The sequence below is a fragment of the Shewanella psychromarinicola genome, assembly GCF_003855155.1.
Classification (GTDB): Bacteria; Pseudomonadota; Gammaproteobacteria; order Enterobacterales; family Shewanellaceae; genus Shewanella; species Shewanella psychromarinicola.
The window spans coordinates 1,219,722-1,235,541 of the sequence record NZ_CP034073.1 but is presented as its reverse complement, the minus strand read 5'-3'; the positions used below and the strand labels follow the sequence as shown (position 1 = coordinate 1,235,541).

Genomic DNA, 15,820 nt, shown 5'->3' with positions numbered 1-15,820 from the left:
TTGTCCTGTTACTGTACTGCATCATAATTTCCCTGCGTAATGATGTGTGCTGTCGTCTCAGCTAATTGTGTATTAACTAAGCACGCCTTTTCATAGGGCACACCACTCAATTTTACGCATTTAACCCAACAGCCTCAGAACAGCTTCACGCTCGACTATTTTTAATAGCGAGATTAATCCCATAAACGGCTACCGCCCAGTTTCACATTGCGGGCAACACCAAAATGCTATTGATCCGCCCTTAGAAAGAACCTAAACAAAAAAACACCTTGTTAGTTACCCAACAAGGTGTTTTATTTCGGCAATATACGAGTGTGTTAACACCAGTATGACTGCTTTACTCTTTGTATTTTAACGAACCATCTGCTTTGATTTCGTCGTACCACATATTGTGGTGCTGCGAAGCCCAGTTTTCGTCGCAATAGCCTGACACCATATTCTCCATACTACCTTCACTGAGTACGGTCGCCATCCAAATATGCACGATGGTAAACGCGATTAAAATTACTGCGCTTACGCCATGCACAAGGAGTGCGAGCATTGACAGCTCACGTGGTAAATCGAGCAGGGGAAATACTAAGATTATCCCTGTGGCACTGATGCTAAGACCGAAAATAGCTAAGGTCCAGAACCACATTTTTTCACCCGCATTGGCAAACCCACTGTCTGGGTGCTTGCCTTTAAATGGGCCAAAGTTAATGTAACCACCGACCAATAAAAACCATTTCAAGTCATACATTTTGAAGGTTTGTAGTGGCATCCACTTGATGATGCACAACAGCCAAGACACCATAAAAATGGGGCTAGACCAATCATGGGAAAACTTACTAAAGGCGATGACCCCCGCCCAAATGCCGTCACCGACATAAGGGGCTAAGACATGCCGCCCAAGCATAATGACCAATCCAGTTAGCATCATGATTAGGCAAGATATCGCCATCGTCCAATGTAACCAAAGATCACTTTTGCTCCAGCGAAGTACCATTTTACCCGAAAAGCCTTTACTCAGTGTTGATGGACCATTGACTAAGTAAAACACTAAAAAGGCCGCAAAAACCCCTATAAAGGCTAAACCAAGTGCGGGTTTTAGGTAAGTATTTCGTAATATCTTACCTTCATTACCCGCGACATTAATCAGCACATCAGCATCAAGACCTTTGTCTGTACTGTATCCTGGTTCGCCGGCTTTTACTGCGCGCCAGAGATCTGCATCACTGGTTTTAGACTTTGCTTGTTGCTGACTTGATTGTTCATCGGCGGCATACACCGGCGACATAACCAATCCCAATCCCATACACAGAACCAACAGAGCAAACATCCTGCGCAGTGATTTGTTTAACGTTAAAGTTAACATTGTCACTCCTTATATGACTGCGATAATTATCGCAGCCATTGCTCTGGGTTAGATCATTTCGCCTGTTTTAGGATTGTAGCCCCAAATCACATTTGGATTACCACGAGCGGCCATACGTTGACGGTAAATATCAGACACTATGCCTGCATCACCGGCCAACAACGCTTTGGTTGAACAAAGCTCAGCACACATGGGTAATTTGCCTTCTGCAATACGGTTAGAACCGTATTTTAAGCGCTCGGCTTCTGAATGATCTTCTTCTGGGCCACCCGCACAGAAAGTACACTTATCCATTTTGCCACGGCTACCAAATGCACTCTTTTGAGGGAACTGTGGTGCGCCAAATGGGCAAGCATAGAAGCAATAGCCACAACCGATACACGTATCTTTGTTATGCAGCACAATGCCGTCTTCGGTACGGTAGAAACAGTCGGCCGGACATACCGCCATACAAGGTGCATCGGTACAATGCATACATGCGACTGAGATTGACGCTTCTCCAGGAACGCCGTCGTTAAGTGTCACCACGCGGCGACGTTGAATACCCCACTCTAAAGCAGAGTCGTTTTCGTTTTTACATGCTGTGACGCAACCGTTACACTCGATGCAGCGTTTGGTGTCACACAGAAATTTCATGACTGCCATGATGGCTTATCTCCTCATCAAGTGTTTAGGCTTTGCTTATCTGACACAAGCTAGCTTTGGTCTCTTGCATTTGCGTGACGACGTCATAACCATAAGTCATGACGGTATTGGCAGCTTCGCCAATCACGTAAGGCACAGTACCCTCTGGGTAGTTTTCGGCTAAACTCTTGCCTTCAAACACACCCGCGAAGTGGTATGGCATAAAACATTCACCCGCAATAACACGCGGTGTCACCATTGCCTTAACGGTAATTTTGGCACCTTCTGGACTGTGGACAAACACATCATCGCCATCACGTAAACCGCGATCTGCAGCATCTGCTGGGTTGATCTCGATAAACATTTCTTGCTGTAGTTCAGCAAGCCATGGGTTACAACGGGTTTCTTCACCACCACCTTCGAACTCAACCAAACGTCCGGTTGTTACTGCAAGAGGGAAGTCTTTAGCAAAGTCTTTCTCTTGAATAGACTTATAAAGTGTTGGTAGACGAGCCACCATACGATCTTCATAAGTTGGATACTTAGCCACTAAGTCACGACGAGGGGTATATAACGGCTCGCGATGAATCGGGATATCATCCGGGAAGTTCCAAACAACACAACGCGCTTTAGCGTTACCGTAAGGCATACAACCATGCTTGATTGCCACGCGCTGAATACCACCAGAAATATCAGTCTTCCAGTTTTTACCTTCAGCATGAACTTTTTCTTCAGCAGTTAGGTCATCCCACCAGCCAAGCTGTTTAAGCATGTCTGCAGTAAACTCTGGGTAACCATCTTCGATTTCACTACCTTTTGAGAAAGAACCTTCAGCAAGAATGTTAGTACCATTATGCTCAACACCATAACGAGCACGGAAGTTACCGCCACCGAATTTAACTTCGCGGTCAGTGCGATACAAGATTTGCGAACCTGGATGTTTCATTTCTGGGGTGCCCCAACATGGCCAAGGTAAACCATAAGTTTCGCCTTTAGCTGGGCCGCCAGGTGCTTCAAGTGAGTTAATGTCGAAAGTGCCCCAGTTTTCTTGGTGCATTTTCAAACGTTCAGGACTTTGGCCAGTGTAACCAATGGTCCACATACCTCTGTTGAACTCACGTGTCATATCTTCAATCAACGGCTCATCGCCATTCACTTTAATATGCTTACAGAATTCAGCATCAATGCCCCACTTCTTCGCCAGCTTGTACATGATCACATGGTCAGGCTTAGACTCGAATAATGGTTCAATGACTTGGCTACGCCACTGTAGTGAACGGTTTGAAGCAGATACTGAACCGTAAGTTTCAAACTGAGTTGACGCAGGTAATAAATACACGCCATCTTGGCGTTCGTGCATAACACCGGCCATTGTTGGGAAAGGATCCACAACAACGACTGTGTCCATTTTATTCAATGCTTCACGCACTTCACGGCCACGGGTTTCGGTGTTAACAGATTGACCCCAGAAGAATGCCATACGAATGTTATCTTTCTGTGCAATCTTAGATTTATCTTCCAGTACACCATCATGCCAACGAGAACATGGGATACCTGTAGACGTCATCGGATCTTGCTCTAAATGCTGCTCTTGGTCGAAACGGTTTTTAACCCAATCAAAGTCTAAGTCCCAAACGTTACACCAATGGCCCCATGAGCCGGAGGTTAAGCCGTAGTAACCTGGTAACGTATCGAACAATAGACCAAAGTCAGTTGCACCTTGAACGTTATCGTGACCACGGAAAATGTTAGTACCGCCACCAGAAACACCCATATTACCTAGCGCTAACTGAAGGATACAGTATGCACGAGTGTTAGCATTACCAATGTGATGTTGAGTACCACCCATACACCAAACCACTGTACCTGGCTTAGTTTCTGCAAGCAGTTTCGCTACACGATACATTTGCTTTTCAGGTACGCCAGCAACATGTTCAACTTCTTGTGGGTTCCACTTCTTCACTTCCTCACGGATACGTTCCATACCGTATACACGTTGGTCGATGAACGTTTGATCTTCCCAGCCATTTTCAAAAATATGCCACAATAATCCGTAAATGTAAGGAATATCCGTACCAGGACGAATATGCACGAACTCGTCAGACTTAGCTGCAGTTCGGGTAAAACGAGGGTCGACAACGATAATTTTCGCGCCGCGCTCTTTACCTTCAAGGATGTGTTGCATAGCAACTGGATGAGCTTCACAAGGATTCGAACCGATGAACATCATCGCTTTCGAGTTACGAATATCATTAAATGAGTTCGTTTGCGCACCGTAACCCCAAGTGTTTGCAACACCGGCTACCGTGGTAGAGTGACAAATACGTGCAGAGTGGTCGACGTTGTTCGTGCCCCACATTGCCGCTAATTTGCGGTACATATAAGCTTGTTCATTTGAGAACTTAGCACTACCCATAAAGTAAACTGAATCAGGACCAGACTCTTGACGGATATCAAGGGCTCGTTGACCAACTTCTTCAATCGCTTGTTCCCAAGAAAGTTTTTTCCACTTTCCTCCTTCAAGTTTCATTGGATATTTAAGACGTTTTTCACCATGACCATGCTCGCGCAATGCCGCGCCTTTGGCACAATGTCCACCAGCGTTAAATGGATGATCGAACGCAGGCTCTTGCCCTGTCCACACGCCATTTTGAACTTCGGCATAAACACCACAACCAACCGAGCAATGTGAACAAATAGTCCGTATTACTTCTGTTGGTGCATCATGGGGTACATCTTTCGCTTCAGCTTTACGCATCATTCCAGCGCCAAGCATTGAAGCCGCAGCAATTCCACCCGTTGCCAAACTGGCAGACTTGAGGAATTGACGTCGGTTGAGACCTAGGCCTAACTTTTCAGCTTTGGCGGCCGTGTCTGTTTTGCGGGTTAATCGCATCACACACTCTCCTTTGTTATTTTCTTAACGAAGCATAGTAGTTAAGGATATGCTCAGTTTCGCGATAGTTACTGCTCGTAGGCTCTGCAGACGGTTTAGTGACTTGCGCAAGTGCGGGTGCACTGACACTGGCCACAGCACCTGCCGCACTGCCGAGCGCTAATGCTTTTAGCATTTGACGACGACCCATGTCGGAAGCTTGCTTCTTCATATTGTCTCCTTGTTGATAAAAAGATGAGGCAGAATATGCCATCACCCGGTTTAATTAATTTGTACAACTTCTTGTTCAAGCGGATCTAAATCAGCACTACCTGGACAATTCACCGGAATATCTAAACTTAGCTGTTCAAATTCATTGGCTTCAGCGGTGAAAAATGCTTGAGCTAATTGTGCTACGCTTTGGTAAAAAATAGCACTTGGTGTTTTGGCTAAATTGTCACAAAAATGCATAATCCAACTGCCAATATGGCGTTGATAAAACGCTAATTGGCGGTAACCTGGCGCCTCTAAAATTAGGCAGCCCATGACTTCACATAACGCGGCGACATGGTCTTCTGGCTCTTTGACGTTATCTTCACGTTCAAAACCCAGTTGCATTAGGTCATTACGCAATGCCGCTAAGGGTTTATCCATTAACGACCCGGTCATAAACCAACTGCCATAAGGCATAATCTCGCCACTGCCAACGCCTAAGAAAATGGCAAAATATTCATCTTCTAATGTGTTGGTGTCACTGTTTGATGCCGCGAGTTTTAACGCATGCCATGCTTGGCTCATGGTATTGCCTTCTTCGGCTTCTACCTCTAAATCAGCTAAAAACTGCAATAATTCAGCACTTGGTTGGCGGCGTAATAACGCAGCCAGTAGCTGATATATATCGGCTCTTAACTGATCATTCTCACTTACTTTTCTTCCTGTTTCTGTCATAGCAGATCTCTTATTGCAATTGCTTTTCTGGATCGTCAAGGATGTCTTCAAACATGTCTTTTACACGGCAATCGCCACACATTTTCAAACGCTCAATATTAGCGCTAAATGCGCTATGTTCACCCACCATCTCAATTACTTTATGTATCATTGATTGAGTCGCAAATTCGCTACCGCATCGGATACATTCAAATGGGGGTTCTTGCTTTAACATTTGAACTTGTTGTCTTGCAGACTGATTGAAGTTGATTTGTGGCACTAAGCTAATCACGTTTTCGGGACAGGCGGCTTCGCATAACCCACATTGGACGCAATCTTGCTCGACAAACTTAAGTGCCGGTGAATCGCCACCATCCTTTAACGCTTGTGTTGGACACGTGGCCACACACGACATGCATAATGTGCACTTGTCGCTGTTTATGCTCACCATACCGTATGGAATATTCGCCATGGCTAACACATCATCAACACCTGCGGCTTGGCCATTAAGGTGGTCAATAGCTTGAAACACGATACTGCGTTTCACATTGGTATTAGGTTCGATAGCGTTTAAGGTCATCGGCATTATCACTGGCCAAGCTAAACTAACCGCTAGCACATCATCTAATTGGCTTAGCTCTGACGGGGTAATTAACCGGATCCGTTGTGGCTGGCCCATTTGATCGAGAATACGATTCGCTAATGCTGACTCACCTTTAAGCATTTGCAGTAATGTTGGTGCTGTTGTCGGCGTTTGTAAGATTAAAATTTCCCGTGCGCCATTAGCTAATGCTGCCAACCAATGGTCAATACTCGCCACGGTGATTTCTTCCATTGCGACAGGTAAAACGTCACCACTGAGCTGTTCCGTAATCCATTCGGCACCCGCTTCATTGTCATGAAATAAAATAACCGGTGCAGTTTGTGCTTCTTGGCGATAACGACTGACTAGCTTTTCAAGGTAAGTATGCAGTGATGCTGGGGTGGGTAAATCGTAACTTAACGCCCCTGTTGGGCATGCATTGGTACAACTGCCTGCGCCATGACAAAGATAAGGATCAATTTCAATTTTATGCGCTACGCTACTAATGGCATCGGCAGGACAAAAGTTTAAACAACGGTTACAACCGTTTAAGCCGTGTTTGTCATGGGCACAAATATCACTGTTAACCCGAACATAGCGCGGTTTATCAAACTCACCGATTAAGTCTGGAATGTTGGCAATTGCATCAGCAAGTAACGCGGAGTCTTGGCCAACATAAAAGTAACCCGGTGGAAGCATTTCAAGGCTGATGCAGGGACTGTGGCTTAAATCGAGCACGATATCAAAATGCGCTTGACGAATGGCGACCACACTTAACTCTGTGATACCGCTTTCACCTTCCACTTTAACCTGAAACTGTCCTAGAAAACCTTTAACGCTTGCCAATTTATTGTAATAACTTTCGACATCAGTGGCCGCATTCATTACTGCTTCAAGGTGGGTTTCGTCTTGGCTAGTGATCGCTTCATTGGCCAAAATAACCCGGCTTGCCATAGTGGACAATTTGTCCGCCGCTAAACGCGCCAGATCTTCAGGCCCAATAACGAGCACATGCCCCTTGGTGGTATAGCTGACAGTAGGCGGAATTAAATTTTGCAAAATCTGCGTATTCGCCATTACCTGTTGTCGTGCTTGTTTCAGCTGTGGCTGGTTTTTTCTAATACTCATTGCGTTCCCAATTCTCGGTTTTTATACCTCATTAACAGTGGTAGCTCAGTTCACTGTTGACGCTTATTGCTGGTCATTAATTGACTATCATTAATTAACTCTAACTCGTGCTAAATCGTTAAATAACGGCTTTTATCGGTGTCACATTTATTTAGTGACTGTCGGTATTACGCTTTCGCCTCATCGCTGGCGGCAGCTTGCTTTATCAGGTCATCATCGTGACAAAGCGGTTGTTCTTGTGACGATAACGCTGCAATCTGTGGTGCATTTTCATCGGCTAAAACAATTTGCTCCTCTTCAGTTATCGAGTCGGTTTGTTCAGCCAGTGCTGTTTCCGCTAAGTCAGTTTGTGCTAAATCGGTTTGTGCTAAGTCAGCATCTAATTCTGGCTCAGGCTGTTCTTTTTCAATGACATAACGAAATACTTTATTGGCCAACTCGGCTGAGACATCCGCAGAGAGTAACGGTTGATTTGTATAATCCAGCGCATATTCAAGTAGCCCATCGATATGACCGTATTGCGGTTGTTTCCATAACGCTCGCAGCGCTGCGGCTTTAGTCGTTGGGTCAACACTTTTGGCCATAAAACGCGCAAAACTGCCGCCAACTTCAATAGTACTCGGGTCAGGTAACGGCTCAGACTCTGTCACCTCATCGGGCTCATGGTCTATTGTGCTAACGTCTTGCAGCGTTTCCGCTGGTAGCGTGTCTGTGTCATCAGCATGATCTAGCGTGTGCTGCAGCAGCGCTTCTTGTTCAGCCTCTTCAGCGACCCGCTGACGCCTAAGCTCCCAACGGTTAATTAATCCTTCAGCCTTATCATTCATTGCATTTTCCCTGAGTGATTAGCGCTGGGTCCTTCATTTTTACGACGGTTAACATGCTTACGTCTATGGGCACTGATCTCGACCTCGCCGTGACGAGTGATAAATGCTTCTATCCAACAAGCTATTGCACCAGGCATTGGGATATTGAGCACCGGAGTATCTGATTCAAGACAGCCAGCGCTGACATATTGGTCAGCTGAAATCATCGCAGGAACCCATGTGCCATCAATCAGTTCGTCGCATACGATAAAAAGTGTTGAATTATCCATATCAAGATTGATGCGATAACTACCACGTTCATCTTTGTGTAATGCCAATTTAACCAAAACACCATTGTCAGGCTGTTCTAGCGTGGCAGGAATCATTTGGTCAAGCTCCCAACGGACTGATGTCCAACGCCCTACTTGGGTTTGCACTTTTTTGAGTGAAACATACATTGGCCAAATCGTGTCGGTGTGTTGCATGGAATGCTTACCTCTGACATGAATATGTGTATTGAAATACACTAGATTGATTTCTTTATTATTAAAGTAGCAGCAAAAATGATGCCAACTAGAAAGTAAAAATAACTTTGAACTAGATCCCGAAATTATTAGTAATAATAGGACAATATGTCCACTATGCAATTTTAGGTGGGACATAAATACACGCCAATAACATTGAATTTGTCAAGATTTGCGCCAGATCACGCTTAGGTAAGTTGTTTTAAGTTAAGGGAATAATAATTGCTATGCTTATTAGGTGATGAAGCAGGCAAACACGGCCTACTCCCATTAATGAAACACCCACTTAGAGGCTAACTCGCTTATGATTCAATCTGTTTCAGCCACATCTTTGCAGCGCAACGCGATAAAATTTGTTAAAACCAAGACTCAGGTACCGCTGACCATTGCAGTCAAAGCCGTAAACGAGCTAGGTCAAGTCGTCGATAAATTTGTCGCCTGTGAACGCCCATTAACTGTGTACTTAAATTGGCGTCCCATTGTGACCTTAATGACATTGGGTGCAAAACCAGAGTCCCTAACGCTTGGATACTTAAAAAACCAAGGGTTTATTAGTGAGTTAAGTTTACTTGAATCGGTTATTGTTGATTGGGATGTCAGCTCAGCTGCGGTGATCACCCAAGAGGTCTCTGAGGATATTGAGCAGAAGTTAGCCGAAAAAACCGTCACATCCGGTTGTGGCCAAGGCACGGTTTATGGGGGGTTTTTAGAAGGTTTAGATAAGATATCATTGCCGACACCGGCATTAAAGCAATCGACTATTTATGCCTTACTCGGCAACATTAATGCCTATAATGAAACCTACAAAAATGCCGGCGCCGTCCACGGCTGCGGAATATGCAAAGACGAGAAAATTTTAGCCTTTGTTGAAGATGTTGGCCGCCACAATGCCGTCGATACTCTCGCCGGAGATATGTGGTTAGATCAACAATCGGGACATGATAAAATTTTTTACACCACAGGTAGACTGACATCTGAAATGGTCATTAAAGTTGCCAAGATGGGCATACCGGTACTACTGTCGCGCAGTGGCGTGACCCAAATGGGCTTAGACTTAGCCCAGCAAATGGGTATTACCCTAATTGCTCGCGCCAAAGGGCGGCACTTTTTGGTGTATCACGGCAGTGAAACGATAACATTTGATGCAGCGAAGGATTAAGGACGCAATGCGACCCATTGTTGACGTAATGCAGGGCTTAAAAAGCTCCACGCTAATATGCGGGTCGCTTTATTACCTTGTGTCATCTCGATGGTTTTCACCTCAACGGCGTTCACTTGTTTGAGTAATTGATAACAAGGTTTGAGGTTTTCTGACTTTGAGACTAATGAGGTAAACCATAGCACTTGGTTAGCATAATCTCGGCTTTGTTTGATCATATTAGCTAAAAATTGTTGCTCACCGCCCTCACACCATAGCTCTGCTTTTTGACCACCAAAATTAAGCGTAGGCTTAGCTTGGCTTGCCGCTAACTTACGCGATTTTTGCCCCTGGTTTTGTTGCTTATTTTTGGCTAAATTATTAACTTTACGTAATGATCCCTCAGATGCTTCAGCGAGTGAACGATGAAACGGCGGGTTACACAAAGTGACATCAAACTGTTCATCGGTAGCAATCAGACCGTTAAAGATATGCTCGGGTTGATGCTGTAATCTTAACTGCAAATGCGTGGCAATCTTTGAATTTTGTTGTGCAATCTTGGCGACATTAGCGATAGAGACAGGATCAATATCCGACGCCACAAATTGCCAACCATAGGTTTGGATCCCAAGTAACGGATAGATACCATTTGCACCGGTGCCGATATCCAATCCGCGAATACGCGCCCCTTTAACCACCTTGCCTTTGACCGCTAATAAATCAGCAATGTAATGTAAATAGTCCACTCGACCAGGCACCGGTGGGCACAAATATCCGTCAGGAATATTCCAGCCATTAATGTGATACTCGCTCAGCAGCAATGCCGCATTGAGGCTTTTTACCGCTTTAGGGTCGGCAAAATCGATAGAATCATTACCATAAGGGTTTGGACGTACAAAAGAGGCTAGCGCTGGCATAGCGCTTATTAATGCGGCAAAGTCGTAACCCTGTTGATGGGCATTACGCGGATGCAATGCTTTTGATAAGACAGGCTTGCTGAACTTTACCGAGGCGCGGTTAATGTTGGCAGTCGACCGGCTTGGCGGACGCTTAGCGGTATCATGTTTGGCTCGCACTGGCGGTGTCGTTGAACGGGTCATTAATCGTATAAATACTTAGTGAATAATAAATTAACCACAATAGAGCGACCGACTTCTTGCTCCATTAGGCTATTGACCGTCTCATAGCATTCACGGCGAATGTCTTCTCTTCCAGATAAGGATTTAACCTTTTCTTCGGACTGATTACCTAAAATTTCAACAATGGCCGAACGTAGCAAAGGATCGTGATGCTCTAAGCTCATTAAATCGTTTGGATCTTTTACCATCAATTCAACACTGATTTTAACAAAACCTAACTTTTTTCGATTCGAAATATAGTTAGTCACAATGTCCGGCTCAAAGCCGTAATAAGCATAATCTTCGAGGGCTTGCTCATCTGCTGCATGGACATTAAATGCAAAACAACACAGCATAACTAACGTTGAAACCAATTTTTTCATAGTGAAACAAACTCCGTCAATGTGGAACGTTAATTAAATAAGCCATATTGGCCACTCCCTTAGAGTGTTTGCTCATCTTTGACATGATAGACTAATGCCGTTGAGATATATTGTAACGAGTTTTAGATGAATGTGACCAGTATTAGCTTTCCTTATGGTGAATCAATTCATTGGTTTTCGCCACAAAAAATCGATTCATTGCCCGATAGCCAGCTTAAAGAATGGTTATTAGCAACGGGGAGTTTGACCCTGCGCCTTAAGACACACTGTAATCATTTTGAAGTAAAAGTGTTAGGCGAGCATTTACTTGAGCCTCTAGCAGATGAGTTCCCGGCTCAGACTGACCCTGTTTGGGTCCGTGAGGTATTATTGTGTCTTGACGGTATCCCATGGGTATTTGCCCGAACACTGATCCCACAAACCATTTTAAGCACTCAGCGCAATGACAATCAATACAATGATTTTACTCGCCTTGGCACTCGGTCTTTGGGTGAATTATTGTTTACTAGCCCAGACATTACGCCAGGCAATATTGAAGTCGCCCAGTTTAAAACCTGTGGCCGTTTAGCAGCCTTAGCCACCAGCTTAAATCAACACGTTAACAGCAGCTTATGGGGCCGTAGACGCTACTTTAATTTACATGACTCACAACTTATTGTTAGCGAAATATTTCTGCCTGCGGCGGTCGATTATATTAATCAAAGCGCTTAGTGTGCTCGTTAACCCTATCTCATAATCTAATGTTATTAATTTAAAACAAAAAACGCCCTTATGGGCGTTTTTGTATTGTTAGGATTAAACCCGCTTACGCCAGTATCCTAACAAGCTCAGCATCAACACACTTAACCAACCCAAACTACCACCACCGCTATCACTGTCTGTTGTAACTGGCGTAGCAACAGTCTCTATTGACGCTAATACGTTTACGGCTTGGTTGACCGTAACAACATTACCAACAGAGTCTGTGACCACTAACGTAATGGTATAAGTACCTGCTGCTGTATAAGTATGGCTTGGGTTTTGCGCCGTACTAGTACTGTTATCGCCAAAATCCCATAGATAAGTCAAATGACCAAAACCTTGGCTAGACGTGTTAGTCAACATCACAGTAAATTCAGTTTGAGATAAAGAAAATGCCGCTATAGGCTGAATAACCACGCGTACTGTTTCTGTTGCCGTCACAGTATTACCCGCACCATCTTTGACAATAACACTGACAATATAGTCGCCCGATACAGAGTATGTGTAACTTGGCGCAGTATCGGTACTGGTGGCACTATTTATCCCAAACGACCATAGGTAAGTGTAATCACTGCCGCCACTGACCACCGCATTAAAGCTCACATCAGCACCAATGGCTTGCGCATTAATGTCGGCCGTAAGCGTAACGGGTGGCAATACGCTGCTATCAGACAAGGCAAACTCAATGGTTGCTGTACTGCTGTCGTTGGCTTGCTCGGTGATTTGTATGGTAAAGCCTAACTCAGGCAAAATAATACCTGACTGAGGTTTTAACGGCGCACTGTAGTCACGATTGTCATCAAATAGTGATTCTGCCGCTAAGTGGTTGTCACCGCTATAACTACTTTGGGCAAATAAGCTAAATGTTGCATCGCGAATTTGCACATCGGTAGGCTGACTGCCAATCAGGTTTTGGTCTGCATCTACCACACCAATTAGCCCTTTCCCGGGATGCGATGACACATTGTTATCGGTTTGATTAAAGTTTTCTAACCACAACAATATACCCGCTTCATAGTTGTCATAAACCAGCCCAGCGTCTACACCTTGGTGGCTGCGTAATTGCACAATGTAACGTCTTGCTTTACCAGGAAGGTTATCTTCAATGCGGCTAAAACCAGATAAGGTTGCCACGGCGTTAGTTTCGGCTCCATCGCGATAAAATGCCGTGTCTTGGTTGGTTAATTGAATATCATCAATCGCCATACCATAATCGCCAACGGCTTCATCGGTTTTGTACACCACACTGATTTGCACATCACGACCGGCATATGCGCTCAAATCAAAATTTAGGTCCACCCAAGAATCGCTTCCATACGCGGTACTGATGTCGCTCGACTTACCGCTAATCGAATGTTTTACCGTAGGATAAACTGAATTTGTATTGTTCGTGTGGTTACCTTCTATGGCAACGCTATCAACCAATACCTGCACATAATCATAATCATCTTCAATATCCCAATGGGCTTGAAAAGATAAGGATAACGGCGTCGCTAATGGTAATGTCACATCAAATGACATGGCATTATTGATCAGGTTGCCTTGACCTGAATAATATTGATATTGACCGGTTAATGGCGCTTTAAACGTAATGTCCTCCGCAGGGAGCGCGATTGATAGCTGGTTTACCGCATCAGTATTAACAGCATGATTAAGCTTCACAGCGGTACCGCTGCTGGTTAAATCGGCCAGTGATATATATTGTTCATTAACCCATTTACCCTTGTATTTTTGCTGTAAGAAGGATTTTGCATACGGACTCAAACCACTGGGTTGAGCACCCGCAATGCTACCCGTCCAGCTACCGCCAGACATCAACGACCAAGAACCTACGGGTGAACCGTCGCCGCTATTAGTGGTGTCATACTCATCCGGCAAGCCTAAATCATGACCAAACTCGTGAGTACATACTCCTGCAGCAGAATCGATAGGCTGCACGGTATAACCAAACACCTTAAGACCGCCACGGCCAGGAATGATATAACCATTGGTATTCGAATCGACATAAAAACGGTGCGACCAAATGGCATCAGTACCTAACACTCCGCCACCCGCTTCTTCACCAATGCTAGAATGAAATAGCATCACGTGATCAATAATACCATCTGCTTCATCATAATTACCGTCGCCATCTATATCAAAAGGGTCTTCAATATCGTATTGGGCTAATTCAAGGTCAGTCATGTTTTGCACGGCTTTGGTCACCGCTTCTTTGACGAGCTCAGGTACTGCCTTGTCATTTTCATCAACATCATTACCACCGTAATAAGCGGCATTGTTGTCTGCGGTTACCCAGTCTTGCACTTGGCCGGTAAAATAAAAGCTATTACCCGACACGGCCTGAAAATACTGATAAGCCGATTGCAGAGTTTGATTACTTGGGCCTACAAAACCGCTTTCTGAAAATAATAGTTGCTGATAATGGGATGCTGGAAAGCTGCTGTAATACATGTCGGTATCACCAGCCTCAAGTTGGTTAGCATCGTGTGGTAAGTCTGGAAAGTCCACCAATACAGCTAAAACCTTTACTGTTTTGGTGATATCTTGATCGGCTAAGACTTTGTTATTGGCCGCGGCATATTGAGCACTATTAGTGTTTTTTTGCGCTGAGCGTTTAATGCGCAGTTGCTCAGCTTTGACTTCAATAGTGGCAGGTTTAAACCTTGTATGACGACCTCGACTCACAAAGGCATCAACAGCGGCTTGTTTAACGGCCTCACTGGCGTCGGCGCTCACTTCACCACGTTTAATCAACCAATACAGCACTTGTTGTTCATTAATTAACCCGCCATCAGCAGGTGTACCCGTTTGCGGAGCCGCAAGTACTGCCATGCTAGTGCATGCAAGCAATAACGTTGAAATGGCTAACCCTTGATATTTAGTCAACTTACTCATTACGACTTACCTGTATTGGGTGTTGGTTTATGGCATTTTTCAAATGCTTTTTGGCGTTTAGTGATGTAATCAGCAACAATTTTATCTATTTGTGCTTGATCCATATCGGCGGTGATTAGCCCTTGGGCCCGCAAATTTTCAGTTAATTTAGTGCGATCACGTAAAGGTGGCATCCCGCTAGGGCCACAATCTTTAACTAACGGTTTGACTACCACAACAGTGGCCGCTTGTTCGTCTGCCGATGCTGCCGACTGATTTTGACACCCTTGCAAGGTCATAAAAACCAGTCCCAACGTGACGATAATGTATTTCATAATTCACCCCAAACAATAATGACATAACATTAACAGCTGCAACTGCTGGGTTACAATTAAGTTAGACATTCTTTAATGTAAATGTATCCGTTCGATTAAAAATTAATAAAAAAGGCTATTAAGCTAGCTTCAGCAAACAAAAAGCCGACTCTGTCGAGTCGGCTTTTTACCTTCACGGGGAATAAGTGCTGAGGCAAATTGATAAAAGCGGCTTACTTTTTATCCATTTCAGAGCACACTTGCCATTTTTTTGCTAACGAGGCGTATTAACGCGTCAATAGGGGCCTATTGTAACTCGATACTCGTTCGATCACGGCACAAAGGGTTGTTTGATAGCCGCTGATTATCCAGCGTTGAGGTGACCTATCAATAGTCAGTCTATTACAAGAGACATCAACGCAGTGAGCGAG

General features: G+C 44.5%; 14 protein-coding genes. 2 read left to right on the top strand and 12 right to left on the bottom strand.

The window, feature by feature from the left end:
* Positions 1 to 337: 337 nt before the first annotated feature.
* From EGC80_RS05255 to EGC80_RS05220, 8 genes are all read right to left on the bottom strand, one after another.
* Positions 338 to 1,354 carry a formate dehydrogenase subunit gamma gene (locus EGC80_RS05255; protein WP_124012956.1) on the bottom strand — a complete coding sequence of 339 codons (1,017 nt, stop codon included), beginning with the start codon at positions 1,352 to 1,354 and terminating at the stop codon, positions 338 to 340.
* Positions 1,355 to 1,402: 48 nt separating this feature from the next.
* Complete coding sequence (gene fdh3B / locus EGC80_RS05250; RefSeq protein ID WP_101033528.1) at positions 1,403 to 1,999, bottom strand: formate dehydrogenase FDH3 subunit beta; 597 nt, start codon at positions 1,997 to 1,999, stop codon at positions 1,403 to 1,405.
* Positions 2,000 to 2,024: 25 nt separating this feature from the next.
* Positions 2,025 to 4,874 carry a formate dehydrogenase subunit alpha gene (locus EGC80_RS05245; RefSeq protein ID WP_124013016.1) on the bottom strand — a complete coding sequence of 950 codons (2,850 nt, stop codon included), beginning with the start codon at positions 4,872 to 4,874 and terminating at the stop codon, positions 2,025 to 2,027.
* 16 nt (positions 4,875 to 4,890) lie between these two features.
* Entirely contained in the window at positions 4,891 to 5,085 is a 195-nt protein-coding gene (locus EGC80_RS05240) for a formate dehydrogenase (RefSeq protein WP_101033523.1), read from the bottom strand.
* 50 nt (positions 5,086 to 5,135) lie between these two features.
* Positions 5,136 to 5,801 carry a TorD/DmsD family molecular chaperone gene (locus EGC80_RS05235; protein WP_101033521.1) on the bottom strand — a complete coding sequence of 222 codons (666 nt, stop codon included), beginning with the start codon at positions 5,799 to 5,801 and terminating at the stop codon, positions 5,136 to 5,138.
* Positions 5,802 to 5,811: 10 nt separating this feature from the next.
* Complete coding sequence (locus tag EGC80_RS05230; protein ID WP_124012955.1) at positions 5,812 to 7,491, bottom strand: 4Fe-4S binding protein; 1,680 nt, start codon at positions 7,489 to 7,491, stop codon at positions 5,812 to 5,814.
* A 167-nt stretch (positions 7,492 to 7,658) separates the two neighbouring features.
* Positions 7,659 to 8,318: a DUF3306 domain-containing protein gene (locus EGC80_RS05225; protein ID WP_124012954.1), complete on the bottom strand. Its 660-nt coding sequence runs from the start codon at positions 8,316 to 8,318 to the stop codon at positions 7,659 to 7,661.
* Positions 8,315 to 8,782, bottom strand: coding sequence for a DUF3305 domain-containing protein (locus EGC80_RS05220; protein WP_101033515.1), 468 nt, complete (start codon positions 8,780 to 8,782; stop codon positions 8,315 to 8,317). The genes EGC80_RS05225 and EGC80_RS05220 overlap by 4 nt, the downstream gene beginning before the upstream one ends.
* A gap of 343 nt (positions 8,783 to 9,125) precedes the next feature.
* Between EGC80_RS05220 and EGC80_RS05215 the strand changes: the two genes are divergently transcribed.
* Positions 9,126 to 9,980 carry a formate dehydrogenase accessory sulfurtransferase FdhD gene (locus tag EGC80_RS05215; protein ID WP_124012953.1) on the top strand — a complete coding sequence of 285 codons (855 nt, stop codon included), beginning with the start codon at positions 9,126 to 9,128 and terminating at the stop codon, positions 9,978 to 9,980.
* On the opposite strand, the gene rlmF is transcribed toward EGC80_RS05215, so the two are convergent.
* Positions 9,977 to 11,059 (bottom strand): 23S rRNA (adenine(1618)-N(6))-methyltransferase RlmF, encoded by a 1,083-nt coding sequence (gene rlmF, locus EGC80_RS05210; RefSeq protein WP_124012952.1) that lies wholly within the window; start codon positions 11,057 to 11,059, stop codon positions 9,977 to 9,979. The two genes, EGC80_RS05215 and rlmF, sit on opposite strands and share 4 nt — an antisense overlap.
* Positions 11,059 to 11,460 carry a flagellar basal body-associated protein FliL gene (locus EGC80_RS05205; RefSeq protein ID WP_124012951.1) on the bottom strand — a complete coding sequence of 134 codons (402 nt, stop codon included), beginning with the start codon at positions 11,458 to 11,460 and terminating at the stop codon, positions 11,059 to 11,061. Before EGC80_RS05205 ends, rlmF begins: the two co-directional genes overlap by 1 nt.
* Before the next feature lie 126 nt (positions 11,461 to 11,586).
* On the opposite strand from EGC80_RS05205, the gene EGC80_RS05200 reads away from it, so the two are divergent.
* A complete protein-coding gene (locus EGC80_RS05200; protein WP_124012950.1) occupies positions 11,587 to 12,171 on the top strand; it encodes a chorismate--pyruvate lyase family protein in 585 nt (194 codons plus the stop codon).
* 84 nt (positions 12,172 to 12,255) lie between these two features.
* Here the strand turns inward: EGC80_RS05200 and EGC80_RS05195 are convergent, their stop codons facing one another.
* Complete coding sequence (locus EGC80_RS05195) at positions 12,256 to 15,096, bottom strand: immune inhibitor A domain-containing protein (protein WP_124012949.1); 2,841 nt, start codon at positions 15,094 to 15,096, stop codon at positions 12,256 to 12,258.
* On the bottom strand, positions 15,096 to 15,410 hold the full coding sequence (locus EGC80_RS05190) for a hypothetical protein (RefSeq protein WP_124012948.1): 315 nt from the start codon (positions 15,408 to 15,410) through the stop codon (positions 15,096 to 15,098). The genes EGC80_RS05195 and EGC80_RS05190 overlap by 1 nt, the downstream gene beginning before the upstream one ends.
* Positions 15,411 to 15,820: the final 410 nt, after the last annotated feature.

Coding starts and splice junctions, on each gene's coding strand:
- EGC80_RS05215 (WP_124012953.1), top strand. CDS start 9,126: ATGATTCAATCTGTTTCAGCCACATCTTTGCAGCGCAACGCGATAAAA.
- rlmF (WP_124012952.1), bottom strand. CDS start 11,059: ATGACCCGTTCAACGACACCGCCAGTGCGAGCCAAACATGATACCGCT.
- EGC80_RS05205 (WP_124012951.1), bottom strand. CDS start 11,460: ATGAAAAAATTGGTTTCAACGTTAGTTATGCTGTGTTGTTTTGCATTT.
- EGC80_RS05245 (WP_124013016.1), bottom strand. CDS start 4,874: ATGCGATTAACCCGCAAAACAGACACGGCCGCCAAAGCTGAAAAGTTA.
- EGC80_RS05200 (WP_124012950.1), top strand. CDS start 11,587: ATGAATGTGACCAGTATTAGCTTTCCTTATGGTGAATCAATTCATTGG.
- EGC80_RS05255 (WP_124012956.1), bottom strand. CDS start 1,354: ATGTTAACTTTAACGTTAAACAAATCACTGCGCAGGATGTTTGCTCTG.
- EGC80_RS05220 (WP_101033515.1), bottom strand. CDS start 8,782: ATGCAACACACCGACACGATTTGGCCAATGTATGTTTCACTCAAAAAA.
- EGC80_RS05195 (WP_124012949.1), bottom strand. CDS start 15,096: ATGAGTAAGTTGACTAAATATCAAGGGTTAGCCATTTCAACGTTATTG.
- EGC80_RS05240 (WP_101033523.1), bottom strand. CDS start 5,085: ATGAAGAAGCAAGCTTCCGACATGGGTCGTCGTCAAATGCTAAAAGCA.
- EGC80_RS05225 (WP_124012954.1), bottom strand. CDS start 8,318: ATGAATGATAAGGCTGAAGGATTAATTAACCGTTGGGAGCTTAGGCGT.
- fdh3B (WP_101033528.1), bottom strand. CDS start 1,999: ATGGCAGTCATGAAATTTCTGTGTGACACCAAACGCTGCATCGAGTGT.
- EGC80_RS05230 (WP_124012955.1), bottom strand. CDS start 7,491: ATGAGTATTAGAAAAAACCAGCCACAGCTGAAACAAGCACGACAACAG.
- EGC80_RS05190 (WP_124012948.1), bottom strand. CDS start 15,410: ATGAAATACATTATCGTCACGTTGGGACTGGTTTTTATGACCTTGCAA.
- EGC80_RS05235 (WP_101033521.1), bottom strand. CDS start 5,801: ATGACAGAAACAGGAAGAAAAGTAAGTGAGAATGATCAGTTAAGAGCC.